Source organism: Actinotalea sp., assembly GCF_035443605.1.
Lineage (GTDB): Bacteria > Actinomycetota > Actinomycetes > Actinomycetales > Cellulomonadaceae > Actinotalea.
In genome coordinates this window covers 18,763-39,137 of record NZ_DAORSQ010000010.1, presented here as the reverse complement: position 1 = coordinate 39,137, position 20,375 = coordinate 18,763, and the positions used below count along the sequence as shown (strand labels likewise).

The following is a 20,375-nucleotide window of genomic DNA, read 5'->3' as shown; positions in this document are numbered from 1 at the left end:
CTCAACGCGACCATCGAGGCAGCGCGCGCCGGCGAGGCGGGCAAGGGGTTCGCTGTCGTGGCCGGTGAGGTCAAGGAGCTCGCGCAGGAGACCGCTCGCGCCACCGAGGACATCGCCCGCAAGGTCGAGGCCATCCAGGCCGACACCGCGGAGGCCGTCACGGCCATCGGCGGGATCTCGGACATCATCGACTCGATCAACGGCTTCCAGACCACCATCGCCTCGGCGGTCGAGGAGCAGACCGCCACGACCAACGAGATGAACCGCAACGTCACCGAGGCCGCCACCGGCTCCGGGGAGATCGCGGCCAACATCTCCGGCGTCGCCGACGCGGCCGACATGACCACCCGCGGCGTCGGGGAGTCGCAGAACGCCGTGCGCGAGCTCGCGAGGATGTCCTCCGACCTGCGGGTCCTCGTCGGGCAGTTCACCGTCTGAGACGTCCCCCGGTCGAGAGCCGGCCGTCCCCTCCCCGGGGGCGGCCGGCTCTCGGCGTCCCGGGCGCCGCCCGCGGCTCACGACGCAACGCGCACAACGCATCACGCACAGCGCACAACGCACAACGCACAACGCACAACGCACAACGCACAACGCACAACGCACAACGATGCCCCGCCGGCCGACCGGCGGGGCATCGACGTGCACGGGGCCTCAGTGCTGGGCGGCGAACCGCCCGATGTCCGTGTGGAGCATCTCGGCCAGGTGCGACAGCCCCTGGGTGCCGCCGGCCGCGTCCGCGATCCCGTCGACCTGGTCGTTCATCTCGTGGATCACGCCGGACACCCGGCCGATCGCCTCGATCGCCGCGTCCGTCGCCTGCTGGGACGCCGCGACCTGCTGGCTGATGTCGTCGGAGGACCGCGCCGCCTCGTCCGCGAGGGTCTTGACCTCGGCGGCCACCACGGCGAACCCCCGGCCGGCGTCGCCGGCCCGGGCGGCCTCGATGGTCGCGTTGAGCGCGAGCAGGCGGGTCTGGGCCGCGACGTCCTTGATGAGCGTGACGGCCAGCTGGATCTCGGCGGACGAGCGTTCCAGGGCGTGCACCGTCGTCAGGGCGTGGTCGGCCTCGCTGACGCCCGAGCGCGCGGCGTGGGCGAGGGCGGCGGCCGAGGCCCCCAGCTCCGTCGAGGCGGCGGCGACGTGGGTGGAGATCTCCACCGCACGGTCGACCATCTGCGCGCGCGTGCTCGCCTGGGCGTCGAGGTCCGCGGCGGAGGCCGCCATCTGCAAGCGCGCCCGGTTGGAGCGCACGGCGCCCTCGCGGAAGGCGCCCGGCATGCCGCGGACCAGGAACTGCCGGTGGAACCGGCCCTCGGCCGCCGCGGTGAGCGACGCCGTGGACTCGCGCACGTACCCGTCCATGACGTCGATCGCGCGGTTGAACCCGTTGCGCAGCCCGATGAGGTCGGCCGGCCCGCTCAGCTCCGGGACCCGCACCTCCAGGTCGCCGTCGGCGACCAGGACGAGCACGGCGGTGAGATCGGCGACGGCCCTGCGGTAGGCGGCCAGCTCGGCGAGGTCGGCGTCGGACGCCGCGGGACGACGACGCAGCATCAGCGCACCCCCGCCTTCTCGGCCTCGAGCGACCAGACGAACTCGTCGTACGTCAGGCCCAGGGACGCCAGGCGCGCATCGAGCAGCGCACCCGAGGCCGCCATCGCGTCCGCGGGACGTGCGTGGCGCTGCTCGGCGGCGTAGAGCTCGCGGTACAGCGGCACGACCGTCCCCACCGCGGCCCGGTCCGGGCTGCGCCGGTTCGAGTGGTACCCACCGGCTCGGCTGCCGCGGGGGGACGAGGGCGTCACGTGCGCGTACACCCAGTAGTGGGCACCGTCCGCGGCGAGGTTGTTGACGTAGGCGAAGATCTCCTCGCCGGCGGTGATCGTGTCCCACAGCAGCTTGAACACGATCCGCGGCATCTCAGGGTGCCGGATCATGCTGTGCGGCTGACCGATCACCTCGTGCTCCGTGTAGCCGGAGACCCGCAGGAAGACGTCGTTCGCGTAGGTCAGCCGCCCCTTCGCGTCGGTCTTCGAGACGATGATCTCCTCGGTGCCGAAGGTGCGTTCCACCCCGGTGGGACGAATGCCTGACGGTCGCACGCCCATGCCCTTCCGTCGCCGGAACGGCCCGGCGATCCTCTACCGGGCATGATCGACGCGGGCCAGTCGATCATGAGATCTGCCGGCCGAGCAGGAGGCGACAGAACGGGTGATCTCCGTCACGCTCGCGGCGGTCCACGCCCCGTACGCGAGAGCGCCGACGCCTGTGGGCGGGTCCCGACGGGGACCCGCCCACAGGCGTCGCTGCGGTTGACCGCCTACGGAGCGACCACCGTGACCGGCAGCGTCACCGTCGTCGCATCGCCCCACCCGTCCGTGACCGTCAGGCTCACGGTGTAGGTCCCGGCGGCCGGGAAGGTGTGCGCGAGGGACGTCGTCGTCGAGTTCGCCGTGCCGTCCCCCCAGACCCACAGCCGGGTCAGGACGTCGCCCACGTTCGGGTCCGTCGAGCTGGCGCTGGAGAAGTTGCACACCAGGCCGGTGCACGCCGGCGGGCTCAGCACCGCGACCGGGGGCAGGTTGGTCGGCGGCTCCACCACCGTGACGATCTGGCTCGTCACGGCCGTGAGGCCGAACTCGTCCGTCGCGGTGAGGGTCACCGTGACGTCGCCCGGTGCGGTGAACGTCCGCCGCACGACGGCTCCCGTGCTCGTGGCCGTCCCGAACGTCCAGCCGTAGCGCAGGTCCGGCGTGTTCTCGTCGGTCGAGGTCCTCGCGTCGAACTCGCAGACGTTGTCCGTCGGCGCCCCGGTGAGCACGGCCCCGCACCGGAAGGTGAACGCGGCCACCGGCGGCAGGTTGTTCGCCGGGTGCTCGACGATCACGCCGGGCGTGTCGTAGGTCGGGTTCGTCGCGAGGCTGTGCTGGTCAACCCCGCGCACGCGCACGGTGTAGGTCCCGGGAGGGATCACCGGCGTGGTGAACGAGAAGTTCGACCCGGGCGATCCGGGCGAGTTGAGGAAGGCCGAGCGCCAGCTCTCCGTGGTGCTGGTGAAGGTGCCGGTGGCGCTCATGTACTGACCGAGGCTGTTGACGACCGCGATCTGCGCCGAGGCGATCTGGCGATCGTCCTCCACCCGTCCGCTGATGACGATCTTCCCGGTCGGGAAGACCGCACCGGTGACCGGGATCTGCAGGTTCGTGAGCACGACCGGCGGCAGGTCCCCGGGGTAGATCCGGAAGCTCGCCGTCGCACCGGTCGTCGACGTGTCCTGCTGGCCGGCGGTGTCGAACGCGAACGCCGTGACGGTCCAGTTGCCCTCGGTGGGCAGGTCGACCGACAGGTTCCACGTGGTCGAGGTCCCGCCGGGCGAGGCCAGGGTCGACGCGAGGGTCGCGTAGGCGGCGCTCATCGTCCCGTTCGGCTGGAGGTAGCGCCGCGTGTCGTTGTCGTAGACCGCGACCATGACGCTCTGCACACCGAAGTCGTCCGTCGCCGTCCCGGCGAGGTCGAGGTGCAGCACCGTCGGGGTTGCCTGCGCCGTGAGCAGGGCGTCCGGCGCGACGTCGCCCGGGATCTGGGCGAGCAGGGTCAGCCGGCCCTGGTTGGTCGAGGAGGTGACCAGACCCAGGTCGTCCGTGGCGCGCACGGTGAAGCTGTACGAGCCCGGCGTGAGGTTGAACGGCGTGGTGTACGACCACGACGTGCTCGTCCCGCTGACGTTGATCGGGGTGATCCGGTAGGCACCGCTGAGGTTGATCCCCCAGGTCCCGTCTGCGGCCAGCCCCTCACGGGTCGTGGTGTTCCGCAGCGTGATCTCGACGTTGGCCAGGCCCTCGTCGTCCGTGGCCGTGCCGCTGAAGGTGATCGGTGAACCCGGCGCCACGGTGACCGTGCCGACGGCGACCGGGGGCGTCATCACCACCGGGGCGGTGACGGCCACCGACGGTGCGATGCCGGTGCTGCTGATGATCCAGGTGCGGTCGCTGGTGTCCAGCGAGGACTGTCCCGCCGTGTCCCGCGCGATGACCTGCATCTTCCACTCGCCCTCCCACGGCACGGTGATCTCGACCGACCACGTGGTCGAGATCGAGCCGACCACGTCGGGCAGGAGCGAGAACGAGTTGTACGTGCTCGTCGCGGACCCGTCGGCCTGGAGGTAGCGGTTGTTGACGTCGCGGATGGTGTAGCTGAGCGACTGCACGCCGACGTCGTCCGTCGCCGTTCCGGTCGCAAGGAAGGTCGTCGACGGCAGGATGCCGCTCGGCCCCGTGACGCTGGCCCTCGGGGTCGCGTCCGTCGTGCTGAACGTCTCGAACCTGTTGACGTCCTTGGTCGTGTCGGACTGGCCGTTGGTCGCGACCGTCCTGGCCATGGCCTCGAGCGAGAGGTTGCCCGTGATCGTCAGGCCGAGCGACCACGTCGTGGAGGTCGCGCCCGGCGAGGCGAGCGTGGCGTTGATGGTGTTCGCGGCACCCCACGTGACGAGGTCGTCCTGCAGGTAGCGGTTGGTGCTCCGGTTGCGGACCTCGATCTGCACCCGGTTGACGCCGCTGGTGGCCACTGCGGTGCCCTCGATGGTGAACGGGACCCCAGCCTCCTCCACCCGTCCCTCGACGGGTGAGGTGATGGTCGTGTTGTTCGCCTGCGTCGCGGTCGACAGGAGGTCGTAGACGGCGATCCGGCCGACGTTCTGGGCACCTTGCGTCGTCGCGTCGCCGCCGGTGACCAGGCCCCGCGGCGTCACGAGCATCGCCTTGTTGCCCTCGAACGAGTTGGACCCCGGGTTCCACTGCAGCGCCTTGCCGTTGTCCGGGGCGATGGAGGTGACGTGGTCGCGTCGCAGCACCTCGTCACCGAGCCCGTAGCCGGACAGGCCCTGCCCGGTGCCGTAGCCGACGTTGTCGAGACCCGGCCACGGGTCGCGGGCGCTCTGGGACTCGACCCAGCTGAAGTGCCCACCCAGGTAGATGGCGACCTCGGAGATCGCCACCGAGTAGACGGAGTCGTAGAGCCGCGAGACCCAGGTGGGCTCCACGAAGTCGCCCCCGGCGATGGGGAAGCGGACCGCCGTGTCGTTGATCGGCGGGCGGTCACCGCCCGACCCGCTGGTGATGACCATGTAGGTGCCGTCCGGCGAGATGTCGCCGGCGTAGGCGCGCTGGACGCCGCCGACGTAGCCGAGGTTGTCCTCCCACAGGCGCGTGCGCCACGGGAGCAGCGCCCCGCTGCCGGCGTTGATGAGGCCGACGCCGTAGCGGTCCTGGCCGGCGATCTGCCGGCCCGTGTGGACCACCATGAGGGTGGTCAGGTCGGGCGTCAGCTTGAGCTCCTGGACGTTGAGCGCGCCGTTGGGCCCGATGCCGCCCGTGATGTCGTTGTTCCACGTGCCGGCGGGGTTCGCGTTCGTGCGACCCACCAGGGCGCCGGTGGCCGCGTCGACCGCCGCGAGCCCGATCTTGTTCGCCCCGTTGATCTGGGTGAACTGCCCGCCGAGGTAGACGGTCGTGTTGGTCGCCTCGAGCTCGGTGCCCGCCCCGTTGGCGTGGGCCGTGAAGCTCGCGATGGTCGCACCGGTGGCGGGGTCGAGCGCGGCGAACTTGCGCTTGGTGACGCCGTTGACGGTGTTGAACCGCCCGGCAACGTAGAGCCTGGTGCCGTCCGGCGAGGCCTCGACGTCGGTGACCCCGCCGTCGAACACGGGCCGGAAGCCGGTGTCCACGAGACCGGTGGTCATGTTGAATGCCGCGAGGTAGGGCTGGTTGTAGCTCGTGGTGTTGCCCGTGGCGTTGTTGCGGATGGTCGTGAACGTACCGACCACATACACCCGGTTGCCGATGTACTCGAGGTCGAAGATCTCACCCGTGGTGATGCGCGGGAAGTTGGTCCGGACCGTGTCGGAGACCTCGACCGTGTGCCCGGGACCGGCGATCGGCGTCACCGAGGTGACCTGCCGGGTGGTCTGGGCGGTCGCCGCACCGTCCGACGCCGTCAGCGTGACGGTGCGGGTCCCGGCGGTGGCATAGGTGCGGGTCGCGGTGACCCCGGTGCCCGTGGTGCCGTCGCCGAAGTCCCAGGCGAACGTCAGCGGGCTGCCCTCGGGGTCCGTCGACGTCGAGGCGTCGAACGAGCACACGAGGAGGACGCACGAGCTGGTGAAGGCAGGCACCGGCGGGGCGTTGACCACCAGTGCGGTCGTCACCTGCCGCGTGAGCACCGAGGTGGCCAGCCCGTCCGAGACCGTCAGCGTGACGGTGCGCGTCCCGGGTGTGGCGTACGTGTGGGCCGCCGTGACACCGGTCGCCGTGGTGCCGTCGCCGAAGTTCCAGGCGAACGTCAGCGGGCTGCCCTCGGGGTCCGTGGACGTCGAGGCGTCGAACGAGCAGTCGAGCCCGACGCACGCGTTGGTGAAGGCCGGCGTGGGCGGCACGTTCACCGGGGCGCCGTCACTGCCCGGGGTGATCGCGAGGGAGAACTGCACGCCCCGGCTGACCGCGACCGAGGTGGTCGCGACCGGGGTCCCCGAGATTGGGCCCGGCACGGCGGCGTTCGAATCGCCGACCACGAGGCTCACCCGACCGGTCCCGGTGGCAGCCGCGGTGGTCCGCGAGACGACCTCGGCGGGCAACGTCCAGGTGGCGTCCGTCGTGGACTTCTCGCCCCAGATGTCGACGAGCCACGAGCCGGCGCCGGCCAGGGCCACCGCGGGGGCGGTGTGGCTCGTCGCCGAGGTGTTGACCACGGCGGCCTCGCTCGCGGTGAGCGTCGGGAATCCGATGCTGCTGCGGTAGGCCGTCACGCTCAGCGCGGACTTGAGGATCGCGCTCGTCGTCACCGTCACGTTCGTGTTCGCGTCAGCGACCCCGGCCGTCCTCGTCCAGAGGCGACCGCGGACGCCGTTGCCGTCCACGGACTCGGCGACCGTCCAGCCGGCCGGCTCGGTGAGCGTGCCGCTCGTGCTGTTGGCCACCATCGCCAGCACGAGCACGTCGCCGGCCAGCACCTCCGCCGGGATCCGTACTGTGTGCGCCGTGCGGTTGCCGGCCGTGCTGGCCGACCCGACATGGGTGACCTCGCCGTCGACCGCGTAGGCGACGGGCGCCACGAGGGTGAGGCCGAAGAGCGACAGCGCCGCGGCGAGGCCGAACGAGACCACCCGCTTCCAGCTCTGGCGGGCGCGCACGCCGTGTCCTTGACGCATCGGACTTCCCCATTCTCGGTGACGTGCCCAGCCTCGGGCCAAATCGGGCGAATCGCCCATAGAGGCACTTAAGGGTATGCCCGCGCGCAAGGCAAGGGAATCGCCCGAATGGACTAGGACCAGTTGTGGATCACAGGGCCGCCCGCGGCGCCTGGGACCTAGGTCTCAGGCGTGGGCGTCGGGGGCCTCGTCGAGCAGCCGACGGGCCTCGTCGACGTCCGTGATGAGCACGTTGACCCAGTCGCCGAGCAGCGCGGCGCGGATCGCCGAGTGCTTGCGGGTGCCGCCGGCCACGCCGACCCGGCGCGGCACGCGGCGCAGCGCGTCGGGGTCGATCCCGATGACGCGGTCGTCGACCGCGGAGCGCACCGGGGCGCCGGAGGCGTCGAAGAACCGCAGGCAGATGTCGCCGACGGCGCCGGCCTCGCGCAGCACGGCCTGGTCGGCCGCAGCCAGCGCGTTGCCGCTCTCGCGCAGCAGGGGCGAGGGCTCCAGCGAGCCGATGCCGACGAGCACCATCGTCAGGGCCGGCCAGATGTCCATGACCCCGGAGACCGTCGGGTCGGCGACCAGCGAGTCCCGGGCCGCCGCGGTGCCGAGCATGCCCGGCGCCGGCATGAAGACGGGGTTCGCACCCGTCCCCGACGCGAACAGCCCGATGAGCCGGGTGGCCTGCATCTGCACGCGCGGGTCGCCGATGCCGCCGACCACCTGCACGACGGTGTCGACGACGGCCGTGCGCGCCGGCCGCATCGACTCCACGGCCGCGAGCAGCGTCGCGGACCACGACGAGATGCCGACGGTGTCCCCGCCGGTCAGCGTCGTCTCGAGGTACACGGCCGTCGCGGCGCCCAGCCCGGGGTTGACGTCCTCGTCCGCTCCCCCGATGTCCACCACGACGGCCTCGCCGAGGCCGTACCGCTCCTCGAGCGCCTCCTCGAGGTCCGTGTGCACCCCGGCGGGCAGCGCGATGGTCGTCCGGACGATGCCCACCTCGCCGGCGCGCTTGAGCAGGCGCGAGACACGGGGCTGGGAGACGTGGAGCTCGTCCGCGATCTGCGACTGGCGCATGCCGCGCTCGTGGTACATCCGCGCGATCTTGGCCATGAGGCGCATCTGGTCCTCGGAGTGCCCGAACCGGCGCGCCGTGCGTGCCCCCGTGCGGTCGATGTCCATCCGGCCTCTCCTTCGACGTGGGCCCAACGGGCTGGGCCCGATGCTAGCGACCAAGGACCTCCCGCACGGACGCGGCGACGCCCTGCGCGCTGATGCCGAAGTGGTCGAGGAGCCACTCCACGGAGCCCGTGGGCGCGAACGTGTCCGGCACGCCGACGAACCGCATCGGCACCGGCGTGGTGCGCACGACGACCTCGGCGACAGCGCCGCCCAGGCCCGAGGTGAGCGCCTCCTCGACCGTGACGATCGCACCCGTCTCGCGGGCCGCCGCGACGACGGCCTCCTCGTCCAGCGGCTTGATGGTCGGCATCGACAGCACCCGGGCGGAGATCCCGGCCTGCGCGAGCAGGTCGGCCGCGTCGAGCGCGCGGATGACGACGGTGCCCGTGGCGATGATCGTCACGTCGGTGCCCTCGCGCAGCGTGACCGCCTTGCCCGGGACGAACTCGTAGCCCTCGGGGTTGACGGCGGGCACGCCCATCCGGCTGATCCGCAGGTACACCGGGCCGTCGTGCGCCGCGGCCCACCGGACCGCCTGCGCGGTCTCGCCCGGGTCGGACGGGACCACGACGGTCAGGCCGGGGATCGCCCGCAGCCAGGCGAGGTCCTCGATGGAGTGGTGCGTCGGGCCGAGCTCCCCGTAGGCCATGCCGGGGCTCATCCCGCACAGCACCATGTGGTGCTGCGAGTAGGCAGCGTCGACCTTGATCTGCTCCATCGCGCGGGCCGTGAGGAAGCACGCCGCCGCGGAGACGAAGGGGATCTTGCCGCCGTTGGCCAGGCCGGCACCCACGCCGACCATGTCCTGCTCGGCGATGCCCACGTTGATGAGGCGCGGCCCGTAAGCCGCCCCGAAGGGCCCGAGCTTGCTCGAGCCCACCGAGTCGTTGACCACGGCGACGATGCGCTCGTCCGTCGCGGCCAGCTCGACGAGCGTCGCGACGTAGGCGTCGCGGCAGTCGTGCAGCACCCGGTCCGGTGCGGCCGGGGTGGGGGTCTGCGTGCTCACGGGGTCTCCAGCTCGGTCAGGGCGGTGGCCACCTGCTCCGGCGACGGGACCTTGTGGTGCCAGGCGACGTCGTCGGACATGAAGGAGATCGGGTGGCCCTTGAAGGTGTGCGCGATGACGGCCGTCGGCTTGCCCGAGGCCGCCGGGACGGCGGCGAACACGTCGACGAGGGCGCCGTGGTCGTGGCCGTCGACCCCGACGACCTCCATGCCGAACGCGCGGAGCTTGTCCACCAGCGGCTCGAGGTCGTTGGTGTCGGCGACCCGGGCGCCCTGCTGCAGGCGGTTGCGGTCGACGACGACGCAGAGGTTGGCCAGCCGGTGGTTGCCGGCCGTCATGAGGGCCTCCCAGTTGGAGCCCTCCTGGAGCTCGCCGTCGCCGACGACGACGAACGTGCGTCGCGGCGAACCGTCGAGCGCGCCGGCGAAGGCCGTCCCCACCGCGATGGGCAGCCCATGGCCGAGCGGGCCGGTGCTGGCCTCGACGGCCGCGATCTTGGTGCGCGCCGGGTGCCCGTTGAGCTGGGCGAGCGGCTGCATGAACGTGCTCAGCTGCTCCGGCGGGATGAACCCGGCGATCGACAGCGTCGTGTAGAGCGCTGCCGCCGCGTGACCCTTGGAGAGGATGAACCGGTCCCGCTCGGGGTCCGTCAGGGTGGCGGGGCTGACGTTGAGCGCGTGCAGGTACAGGGTCACGAGCACGTCGATGACCGAGAACTCGCCGCCGATGTGCCCCAGGCCCGCGGCCCGGATCATCTGGATGTCGCGCCGGCGGACCTGCCGCGCGGCCTCGGCCAGGTGGGCGACGACGGCATCGCGGCCGGCCGACGCGTCGATCCGGCCCATCACGGGCAGGCCGTCCGCCGGGACGCCCGTCGGGTCCAGCGCTGGGACCAGGTCCCCCTCGACCGCGCTCACTCGCCCTCCCGCAGGCAGGAGAACAGCACGTCCTGGACGAGCTTCTGCGCGCCCATCGCGTCCTGCCGTGCCTGGGCCGCGCGCAGGGCGTCGATGTCCAGCTCCTCGAGGGCGCGGTGGATGCCCTTGAGGAAGCGGATCGACAGCTTCGCCGCCTCCACGGTGTCCTCGCGGAACGGGAACTGGTCGAGCTGCCAGACACCCTCCCAGTCGTTGATCTTCAGGGTGTAGAAGAACTCGAAGACCTCGACGGGGTGCACGGTGCCGACGACCATGTCGTCGTCCCAGCTGCGCAGGTTGTCGTTGACGTCCATCGCCCACAGCAGGCCGTGGTCGATGAGCAGCTGCGCCGCGGCGGCGGGCGACTCCCCGCCGAAGAGCGCGTGACCGAAGTCGAGCAGCACGCCGACGTTGTCCACACCCATGGCCTTGATGCCGAGCGCGGTCTTGGCCGCGGAGTCCCAGAACATCTTGTTGCGCGGCTCGCGCGGCTTGTACTCGATGACGATCTTGATGTCGGGGTTGGCGAGCGCCAGCTCGCGCATGCCCGAGACCGCGAGCTCCCACTGCGTGTGGTGGTCGACCTGGAACGGGTAGTCCCAGCCGTCCTGGCCGGGCCAGACCTTGAGATAGCGGGCGCCCAGGGCGCGCACGACGTCGGCGGCCTCGTTGAGCACCGCGAGCGCCTCGGCGCGCACCTCGGCGTCGGGGTTGGTGAAGGCGCCCTTGCTGAACCGGCGCATGTAGATCTCGGGGGTGACGCCGACGGCCTCGAGGCCGTTCTCGGCGAGCGCCTCCTTGACCTGCTCGACCGTGACGCCCTCGGTGAAGGGGTAGGGCACGTCGACGACCGAGAGGTCACCGACCTCACCGGCCCGGGCGATCTGCTCCAGGGTCGTGACGGGCGGTGCGTATCCGTCGGTGGCGTACCGGTCGACGTAGCTCGCGAAGTGCCACAGGCCGGCACCGAAGCGGGGGTACTCAGACATCGTTGTTCCTTTCGATCGTCATCCAGCGGGGTGCATGGCGGGGCACGGTCGCCCTCATGGCGAGGTGTCCGCTGTCGATGGCGCGACGGCCTGGCCGCGGGAGCGGGCGACGGCCGCCGCCCATGCGCGGCGCCGGGCGGCGCGGTCGGTCCCGGCGGGCTCCACGACCCGGGCCGCGGACGCGCGCGGGTCCGCCGTGGGGGCGAGCCCGAGGGTCCGGGCAGCCAGCAACGCGGCACCGAGGGCCGAGGCCTCGGGCTCGTCGGCGATCCGGACGGCGCGCCCGAGCAGGTCGGCCTGCGTGGACATCAGCAGCGCGGACGCGGTGGCGCCGCCGTCGGCGTGCAGCACGTCGATCCGGGCCGCGCCGTCCCGCTCGATCGCCTCGACCACGTCGACGACCTGGTGGGCCACCGCCTCGAGCGCGGCCCGCGCGAGGTGGGCGCGCAGGGTGCCGCCGGTGACGCCCGTGAGGACGCCGGTGGCCGCGCGGTCCCAGTACGGGGCGCCCAGACCCGAGAAGGCCGGGACGAAGCTCACACCGCCCGCATCGGCAGCCTCGGTGGCCAGCCGCGTGAGGAACGCGCCGCCGGACTCCTGCGCACCGGCGCCGAGCGTCCGGGCCATCCAGTCGAGCGCCGAGCCGCTCGCGATGATGTTGCCCTCGCGCGCATAGGTCGGCACGGGCGAGGTGCCGCCGGTCAGCCAGGCCACGGTGGTCGTGATGCCCTCCGGCGCGACGTCGGGGCCGGCGCACGGGGTCATCACCGAGGAACCCGTGCCGTAGGTCGCCTTGCCGGCACCGGGTCGCGTGCAGCCGTGCTGGTAGAGCGCTGCGTGGGAGTCCGCCAGGACGGCGACGACGGGTACGCCAGGTGGCAGCGAGCCGACGCCGAGCGTCGTCCCGAAGCCCGCGTCCGAGGCCCTGACCTCAGGCAGCGCGCTGGCCGGCACACCGAACAGGGCGAGCAGGTCCGGGTCCCACGCGAGACCGTCAAGATCGAGCAGGAGTGTCCGCGACGCGTTCCCGGCCTCGGTCGCGTGCTCACCGGTGAGGTTCCGGATGAGCCAGGCATCGATGGTGCCCAGGCACACGTCGGCGACGGCGACCCCCGTGGCCACGGCCGCGTCGAGCAGCCAGCGCATCTTGGGCGCCGAGTACATCGGGTCGAGGGTCAACCCCGTGCGGGCGCGCACCAGCGCGGCGGCCCCGACCCCCATGGCCGCGCACCCCTCGGCCGTCCGGGCGTCCTGCCAGCCGAGGACGGGGCCCAGCGGGGCACCGGTCGAGCGGTGCCACGCGGCGACGGACTCCCGCTGGTTCGAGATGGACAGGCCGACGAGCCTCGCCCCGGGCACCTGCGCGAGGCAGTCCTCGATGGCCCCGAGGGTGGCCTCCCAGATCTCCGTCGCATCCTGCTCGACCCAGCCCGGCGCGGGGAACGCGATCCCGAGCGGGCGCGAGCCGACGGCGACGACCGCACCCGCCGACGGGTCGACGAGCAGGGCCTTGGTGTTGGTGGTCCCCTCGTCGAGCGCGAGGATGAGGCCCGCGGCACCGAGACCCGAGGCAGCCGCGTGCGCGGCCCCGGCCCGTCGGTCACCCGTCACTGTCGCTCCGATTCGCATATTCATTCCGCTCTGAATGGAATATCTCCACGATAGGTTGGGTCGCGACGGATGTCAACCCTGAGCACCGGCTGCCCGCCCGCCGGACCGCCCGATCGAAGGAGATCGACCGTGCACCCCGACGTCGTCGTGGTCGGCTCGCTCAACGTCGACCTCGTGCTCACGGTCGCCCGTCACCCACGGCCGGGAGAGACCCTTCTCGGTGGCTCCGGTGACCTGTTCGCCGGTGGCAAGGGCGCCAACCAGGCCGTCGCGGCTGCGCGGCTCGGCGTACGGACTGCCATGGTCGGCGCCGTCGGGACCGACGCGAACGCCGCCGTCGCGCTGCGCGAGCTCCGCCGGGCGGGCGTCGACGTCACCGCCGTCACGACGGTGCCCGGGCCCACGGGGCTGGCGGTCGTCACGCTGGCCGAGGATGGCGAGAACACCATCGTCGTGGTGCCCGGCGCCAACGCCGCCGTGGGTCTGCAGGAGGTCGCCGCGGCGGCCCCGGTCATCACCGGGGCGACGGTCTGCGTTCTCCAGGCCGAGATCCCGCTGCCCTCCGTGGATCTCGCGGCGGGCCTCGCCGCCGCAGCCGGGGTGCGGGTGCTGCTCAACGTCGCGCCCGCATGCCCCGTGCCCCTGTCGACCCTCGCCCTCGCGGACCCGCTGGTCGTCAACGAGCACGAGGCGACCCTCCTGCTCGGCTGGCTCGATGCCGGGCCGCACGACCCACCTGACGGGGGTCGCGCGGCCGACGACGCGACCACGGCAGGGATCGCGGCCGCCCGGGGCCTGCGGAACCTCGGCGTTCCGTCCGTCGTCGTCACCCTCGGGCGCGCCGGCGTCGTGGGCGCAGGTCCCGACGGCGAGTGGGCGCTGCCCGCGCGCCCGGTCACGGCGCGCGACACGACAGGGGCCGGTGACGCCTTCGTCGGCGCGCTGGCCGCGCACCTCGCGCGGGGCGAGGACCTGCGCGACGCCGCCACCGCCGCGACCCGGGTCGCGGCGTACGCCGTCCAGCGCCTGGGTGCCCAGGCGTCGTACCCGTGGGCCGACGACCCGCTGCCCTGACGACGCGCGGACGCAGGCCCCGAGCCGCGCAGGCGCCGCGGTGGCCTCAGCCGTTGAGCGCGGCCACCGCACGGTCCAGCTCGGCGATCTGCTCGTGGGACAGGAGCATGAGCAGGCCGCGCACCGTGGTGTCGCTGCGCCACCGGCCCTGCGGGGTCCAGCCGTGCGCGAAGAAGAACCCGACGCTCGCGCACGCGGCAAGCAATGCCTCGCGCGCCGCGTCGTCGTCGATGAAGCGCGACATCGGGGTGTCCAGCGACCACGGCTCGGCCGGCGGGGCTGGCGGGGCCGGGAGCGCGGCCGTGAAGCTGTGCTCGCCCGCTCCCACCTCGGCGCGCGCGCCGTCGGGCAGCGTCACCCTCGCCCGCATGTTCGCCGGCACGCGCACGTCGAGGGTGAAGCCCTCGCCACGCACGGTCCACGCGACCGCGACCACGCCGTAGCCCGTGTCGAGCGCCGCGCTGACGTCCGTGAGCCCACCGCCGGGGACGGGGTGCACGTCGACCACGCGGGCCCCCGGCTCGGCCGGGGCGATCCCGCCGATGGTGCGGTGCATCCAGTCCGCCACCGCGCCCAGCGCGTAGTGGTTGAACGACGTCATCTGGCCGGGGTTGATCGAGCCGTCCGGGAGCATGGAGTCCCAGCGCTCCCAGACGGTGGTGGCCCCCATGGTGACGGGGTAGAGCCAGGACGGCAGGCCCTCCTCGAGCAGCAGCCGGTACGCCACGTCGGTGTGGCCGGTGGCCTGCAGCGCACCCGTGACGAGCGGCGTGCCGACGAAGCCCGTGCGGATCCGGTACGCGTAGGCCCGCACCAGCTCGGCGAGCCGGTCGCCCAGGCGCTGGCGCAGGGCCGGGTCGGCGACCAGGTCGAAGCCGATCGCCAGGCCGTAGGCGGTGTGCGCGTCGGAGGACATCAGCCCGCCCGGCGTGACGAACCGGTCCACGAACGCCGCGCGGATCCGCTCGGCCAGCGCGTCGAGCCCCGCAGCCTCCTCGTCGCGGCCCAGCACGCGCGCGGAGCGGGCCAGGGCGACGGTCGAGCGGTAGTAGTACGCGCTCGCGACGATGTCGCCGTCGGTCTTCGCCGCCCACGGCTCGTCGGGGGCCGCCGACGGGTCGAGCCAGTCCCCCAGCTGCATGCCGCCGGTCCACAGGTCGTTCTCGCCCGCGCGGCCGCGGACCTCGTCGACCCAGGCCGCCATGCTCGGGTACGCCGCGGCCAGCGCGGCCGCGTCGCCGTACTGCTCGTACAGCGCGTCGGGCACGAGGGTCGCGGCATCCCCCCATGCGGCGTTCGGCGCGGCGGGCTGGCGCAGCGGGTGGGGGACCACGAGCGGCACGACGCCGCCGCGCGCCTGCTCTGCCGCGAGGTCGCGCAGCCACGAGCCGAGGAACCCGGAGGTGTCGTAGAGGTAGGACGCCGTGGGGGTGAACACCTGGATGTCGCCTGTCCAGCCCAGGCGCTCGTCGCGCTGCGGGCAGTCCGTGGGCAGGGAGACGACGTTGCCGCGCAGGCCCCAGACGATGTTGGCGTGCAGCCGGTCGAGCATCGCGTCGCCCGTGTGCAGGTACCCGGTGCGCACCATGTCGGTGTGGATCACCTCGGCGACCACGTCCGCCGGGTCCAGCTCGCCCGGCCAGCCCGTGACCTCCGCGTAGCGGAAGCCGTGGAACGTGAACCGCGGGCGCCAGTCGATCGGGCCGTCGCCGGCCAGGGTGAGGTGGTCCGTCGCCTTCGCGAACCGCAGCGGCCGCACCCCCAGCTCGCCGTGCTCGAGCACCTCGGCGTGCCGCAGCGTGAGGGTGGTGCCGGCCGGCCCGTCCACGCGCAGGCGCAGCCAGCCGACGAGGTTCTGGCCGAAGTCCAGCACCGTGGCACCAGACGGCGTGGTGAGGACCTCGCGCACGCCCACGGTCTCGATGACGCGCACGGGCGGGGCTGACGCGGGCACGAGGCGCTCGAGGCGCACCTCCGCGGCCCGCGGGTCGCCGGCCACGACGTCGTCGAGCAGCGCTGCGGTGCGCGCGCCCGGCAACGGCGTGCCGGGGGTGAGCAGCGCGTCGTCGGCCAACCGGGCGTCGTGGTCCTCACCGGGGTAGATGCCGGCGGCGGTGACCGGCCCGATGACCGTCGCGGTCCAGTCGGTGCCCGTCGTCACCCACGTGACGTCGCCCGCGGCGTCCTCGAGGCGCAGCTGGGCCGCCAGGGCCACCGGCCCGACGTAGGCCTGGGCGAAGTCCCCGTCGAAGCCGAAGCGCTCGCCGTACCAGCCCTCGGCGACGGTGGCGCCGAGCACCACGAGGGCACCCCCGGCGTCGAGCAGCTGGGCCGTGACGTCGTGGGTGGCGAAGGTCAGCACGTCGCGGTAGGCGGTCCAGCCCGGTGCGAGCTCCTCGTCGCCGACGCGACGGCCGGCGAGGCTCGCCTCGACCACGCCGTGGGCCGTCACCGAGAGCTCCGCGCGGACCAGCCCGGCGGGCGCGGTGAGCTCGGTGCGCAGGCGCGCCGTGCCGCGCTCGGGCCAGGCCTGCCCGGGGTCGACCGTGATGAACGGCGCGCGCCAGTCCTGCGGGCCGAGCGGGCCCGTGCGCAGCGCGGCCGGCTCGCTCCAGTCGCTCCAGCCGCTCCCCTCGCTCCACCCGTCCGCGTCCGCGGCGCCGTCGGTGCCGTCGGGGCCGTCGGTGCCCAGCACCCGCACGCGTACCTCGGCGGTGACGTACGCGGCCAGCGGCGCGAACGGCCAGGGGACCTTCTGCGCCACCGGTCCGGTCACCTCGGCGACCGTGGTGGCACCGTCGAGCCGCAGCTCGAGCTCGGCCCGGGCCTGCTCCCACCCGGCCACGTCGCCGCCCACCGACCACGAGAGCGTGGGGCTGCCGGTCGCCAGATGGGCGGGACGGCCGCGGTCGGCGGCCCAGAGCGCCGTGACGTGGGTGGTGGTCATCGTGAGGCTCCTAAGTCGCGGCGTGGCGGGCGAGCCGGGCGACGAGGTCGCCGAACATCAGCCGCAGGTCGAGGTGGGTGTAGACGCGGATCGGGCGACCGTCGGGGCGCGGGGCATAGCTGCCGTCGTCCGCGATCCGGGGGGCCGGCACCGTGACGTACCGGCTCGAGGACGGGTCCGGCTCGAACGCCGACTGCAGTGCCGTGAGCAGCACCAACGGGCTGTCGCCGAGGATGTACGTCTCGCCGATGTCCATGCCGAACTCGGCGGTCATCGTGCGCACCCGCTCCAGCGCGTCGACCAGGTGCGCTCCCAGCTGGCCGGCGGGCCGCACCAGCAGGTCGAGCTCCGCGAAGCTCATGAGCGTCTGGCGGTAGGCGTCGCGCGGCACCTGCCACAGCGGGATCGGGGAGTCGAAGACCACCTGGGCCGCCGTGACGTCGATCCGCTCGTTGTACTCCGAGAGCTCCGGGCCGCCGGCCCGGGGCGGGGCGACGGCCAGCCCGGGGTGCTCGGGGCCACCGATCCACACAGCGGTCAGCCGCTGCGCGATCCGCGGCTCGAGCAGGTACGCCGAGGCGAGCTCGGTCAGGCCCGCGCCGCACGCGACGTACAGCGGCCGGTCCGAGTCCGCCATGGCCGCGTCGACGATCGCCTGCGCGCCGGCCGAGCGGTGCGGGGTCGTCGCGTCGAGCAGGGCCACCTCGGACCCCGCCACCACGCGCACGTCGGGGCGCCCCGCGAGGTCCAGGACCGTCCGGGCCGCGGCGGCGGCGTTCTGCGCGCTGCGGCCCGACGGGTCGAACGGGTCACCGACCGCCAGGTGCGAGCCGATCACAGCGACGAGCTCGACCGACGTCGACAGCGCGTGGTGGGCCAGCTGGACCAGACCGTCGGGGTCGCCGGAGTAGTCGTTGTCGCTGATCACCCGCATCCGCGCGGCCATCAGGCGCCCTGCGTCCAGACCAGCTCCTCGACGAGCGGCAGGTCCGCGCTGGATGGCCCGACCTCGAGCGTGAAGGTCCCCGGCTCGACGGCCCAGGCGTGCGTGTCGACGTCCCAGTGCGCCAGCGCCCGGGTGGGCAGCGGCACCCGGACAGTGACCGACTCCCCCGGCTCGGCGACCGCTGCCGCGAAGCCGACGAGCCAGCGGACCGGTCGCTCGACCTCGCTGCCGGGGCGCGAGACGTAGACCTGGACGACCTGGCGGCCCGCGCGGGTACCGGTGTTGCGCACCGTCGCGGCGATCGCGCCGGGGCCGTCGCTCGTCGGGGCGACCGGCACGGACACGGACTCGAACTCCCACGTCGTGTAGCCGAGGCCGTGGCCGAACGCGTAGCGGGCGGTGCGGGCGGGGTTGCGGTAGCCGACGAGGAGGCCCTCGTCGTAGCGGACGACCCCGTCGACCGGGGTGGCCGACGGCAGGTTCGACTCGTCGAGCGGCCAGGTGGTCGGCAGGCGCCCGCCAGCCTCGACGACGCCGAGGAGGACGTCGGCCAGCGCGTTGCCGAACTCCTGGCCGGGGAACCAGGCCAGGAGCACGGCGGCGACGTCGTCGGCCCACGGCATGAGCACCGGGGCCCCGGCGTTGACGACCACGACGGTGCGCGGGTTGGCCGCGGCGACGCGCGCCACGAGCTCGTCCTGGCGGCCGGGCAGGGCCAGCGTCGAGCGGTCGTAGCCCTCGGACTCGACCTCCTCGTTGGTCCCCACGACCACCACGGCGACGTCCGCGGCGGCGGCCTGGGCGACGGCGGCGTCGATCGCCTCGTCGTCGCTCCGGTGCGGCGGCTCGACGTTGAGCTGGAGCATCGTGCCGAGCACCAGCCCGTCCGGCGAGGTCGCGGCCCCCGTGAGCTCGTGCCGCAGCACGACGTCGACGGACTGGCCCTGCGCCAGCTCGACGCGGTGCACGGCCTGCGGCGGGGCCATCATGCCCTCGACGAGGTCGGCACCCGGCGGGAGGACGAGCGTGGTCTCGAGCACCTCGGCACCGTCGACCGTGAGCCGGAACTGCCCCAGACCGGATCCACCGACCTCCCACGTCCCGGCCACCGTGGCCGTGACGCGAGCGGAGACCTCGACCGCCGCGGCATCCGTCGCCGCCGCCGGGAAGCCGATGAGCCAGTTGAACGTGCCGCCGGACCGCTGCTCGGACAGCAGCACGGCGCCGTCGTCGGCGAGGTAGCGGATGTCGACGCCCGGGGTGCCGTCTGCCCGCGCGGTGTACACGTCGCGGGCCGGGGAGGTCCGCTCGTGCGCCCGCACGCCCTGGCCGAAGGTCACCGCGACGCCGTCGCCGAGGGCGGCGCGCAGGCCGTCCAGCGGGGAGATCGTGTACGGCGGGTAGACGGTGGCGCTGCCGCCGCCCAGCGTGCGGCCCACCTCGGCGTTGGGACCCAGGACGGCCACCGACGCGAGCGAGCCGGCGGCCAGGGGCAGCACGCCGTCGTTGCGGGCGAGCACGAACCCGGCGGCCGCGTCGGCGCGCAGCTGCGCTGCGACGTGCGCATCGCTGTACGACGGCGCCGCGGCGACCGCCGCGATGCCCTCGAGGGCCCCGACGCGTGCGGCCAGGCGCAGCAGGCGCAGCACGTGGTCGTCGATCCGGGCCTCGTCGACCTCGCCGGCGCGCACGGCCGCCACCAGCGCGTCGCCCCACGGGCCGGCCGGGCCGGGCATCGCCAGGTCGAGCCCGCCCGAGGCGGCGGCGACGGTGGAGCGGGTGGCGAACCAGTCGCTCATCGTCACCCCGTCGAAGCCCCACTCGTCCTGCAGGACGTCGCGCAGCAGCGGGGTCTCGGTCGCCGTGGCGCCGTTGACCCGGTTGTAGGCGGCCATGACGGCCCATGCGCCGCCCTCGCGGACGATCGCCTCGAACGGCGCCAGGTACAGCTCGCGCAGCGCGCGCTCGTCGACCTGGGCGTCGATGCTCATCCGGTCGGTCTCGGTGTCGTTGGCCACGAAGTGCTTGACCGTCGCCCCGACCCCGCCGGCCTGCACGCCCTTGACGTAGGCCACCCCGATCCGCGCCGTGAGGAACGGGTCCTCGGAGAGGTTCTCGAAGTGCCGGCCACCGTAGGGGGTGCGGTGCAGGTTGACCGTGGGGGCCAGCTGCACGTCGACACCCTTGCGCCGGGCCTCGGCCGCCAGCAGCAGGCCGAGCCGCTCGATCCGCTCGGGGTCCCACGTGGCCGCCAGCGCGGTCGGGGACGGCACGTTCGCCGAGGTGTCGCGCTCGTCCCAGAACTCCCCGCGGATCCCGGCCGGGCCGTCCGAGACCACCAGGCGCCGCAGGCCCGCGGCGGGCTCCGCGTACATCGACCAGAAGTCCGCCCCCGTCATGAGCCGGACCTTCTGCTCCAGGGTCAGCGCCCCGAGGCGCGCGGCGAGGTCGGCCTCGTCGACGGCGGGGGCGGTGGTGCGGGGCTGGTCGGTCATGAGGTGC

Annotated in this window: 13 protein-coding genes; 2 read left to right on the top strand and 11 right to left on the bottom strand. The window is 73.5% G+C overall.

Annotated features, from left to right (window positions below):
* Positions 1-438: methyl-accepting chemotaxis protein (locus PKY62_RS02425; protein WP_324534486.1), on the top strand; the 438-nt coding region annotated here is incomplete at its 5' end.
* 213 nt (positions 439-651) lie between these two features.
* On the opposite strand, the gene PKY62_RS02420 is transcribed toward PKY62_RS02425, so the two are convergent.
* From PKY62_RS02420 to PKY62_RS02385, 8 genes are all read right to left on the bottom strand, one after another.
* The gene (locus PKY62_RS02420) at positions 652-1,554 is read right to left on the bottom strand and encodes a methyl-accepting chemotaxis protein (protein WP_324534484.1); all 903 of its coding nucleotides are present in this window, start codon (positions 1,552-1,554) and stop codon (positions 652-654) included.
* Positions 1,554-2,072 carry a PAS domain-containing protein gene (locus tag PKY62_RS02415; RefSeq protein WP_324534481.1) on the bottom strand — a complete coding sequence of 173 codons (519 nt, stop codon included), beginning with the start codon at positions 2,070-2,072 and terminating at the stop codon, positions 1,554-1,556. The genes PKY62_RS02420 and PKY62_RS02415 overlap by 1 nt, the downstream gene beginning before the upstream one ends.
* 248 nt (positions 2,073-2,320) lie before the next feature.
* Positions 2,321-7,186 carry a PKD domain-containing protein gene (locus tag PKY62_RS02410; protein WP_324534479.1) on the bottom strand — a complete coding sequence of 1,622 codons (4,866 nt, stop codon included), beginning with the start codon at positions 7,184-7,186 and terminating at the stop codon, positions 2,321-2,323.
* A gap of 183 nt (positions 7,187-7,369) precedes the next feature.
* Positions 7,370-8,380 carry a sugar-binding transcriptional regulator gene (locus PKY62_RS02405; RefSeq protein WP_324534477.1) on the bottom strand — a complete coding sequence of 337 codons (1,011 nt, stop codon included), beginning with the start codon at positions 8,378-8,380 and terminating at the stop codon, positions 7,370-7,372.
* Between the two features lie 43 nt (positions 8,381-8,423).
* Entirely contained in the window at positions 8,424-9,389 is a 966-nt protein-coding gene (locus tag PKY62_RS02400; RefSeq protein ID WP_324534475.1) for a transketolase family protein, read from the bottom strand.
* Positions 9,386-10,306: a transketolase gene (locus PKY62_RS02395; protein WP_324534473.1), complete on the bottom strand. Its 921-nt coding sequence runs from the start codon at positions 10,304-10,306 to the stop codon at positions 9,386-9,388. Before PKY62_RS02395 ends, PKY62_RS02400 begins: the two co-directional genes overlap by 4 nt.
* On the bottom strand, positions 10,303-11,295 hold the full coding sequence (locus PKY62_RS02390; protein ID WP_324534471.1) for a sugar phosphate isomerase/epimerase family protein: 993 nt from the start codon (positions 11,293-11,295) through the stop codon (positions 10,303-10,305). Before PKY62_RS02390 ends, PKY62_RS02395 begins: the two co-directional genes overlap by 4 nt.
* 54 nt (positions 11,296-11,349) lie before the next feature.
* Entirely contained in the window at positions 11,350-12,906 is a 1,557-nt protein-coding gene (locus tag PKY62_RS02385) for an FGGY family carbohydrate kinase (protein WP_324534469.1), read from the bottom strand.
* A gap of 129 nt (positions 12,907-13,035) precedes the next feature.
* Between PKY62_RS02385 and PKY62_RS02380 the strand changes: the two genes are divergently transcribed.
* On the top strand, positions 13,036-13,980 hold the full coding sequence (locus PKY62_RS02380) for a ribokinase (protein WP_324534468.1): 945 nt from the start codon (positions 13,036-13,038) through the stop codon (positions 13,978-13,980).
* Positions 13,981-14,026: 46 nt separating this feature from the next.
* On the opposite strand, the gene PKY62_RS02375 is transcribed toward PKY62_RS02380, so the two are convergent.
* From PKY62_RS02375 to PKY62_RS02365, 3 genes are read right to left on the bottom strand one after another with little or no spacing between them, the layout of a single operon-like run.
* Entirely contained in the window at positions 14,027-16,927 is a 2,901-nt protein-coding gene (locus PKY62_RS02375) for an alpha-L-rhamnosidase (RefSeq protein WP_324534466.1), read from the bottom strand.
* Between the two features lie 10 nt (positions 16,928-16,937).
* The gene (locus PKY62_RS02370) at positions 16,938-17,873 is read right to left on the bottom strand and encodes a nucleoside hydrolase (RefSeq protein WP_324534464.1); all 936 of its coding nucleotides are present in this window, start codon (positions 17,871-17,873) and stop codon (positions 16,938-16,940) included.
* Positions 17,873-20,368, bottom strand: a complete 2,496-nt coding sequence (locus tag PKY62_RS02365) for a beta-glucosidase family protein (protein WP_324534461.1) — start codon at positions 20,366-20,368, stop codon at positions 17,873-17,875. The genes PKY62_RS02370 and PKY62_RS02365 overlap by 1 nt, the downstream gene beginning before the upstream one ends.
* Positions 20,369-20,375: the final 7 nt, after the last annotated feature.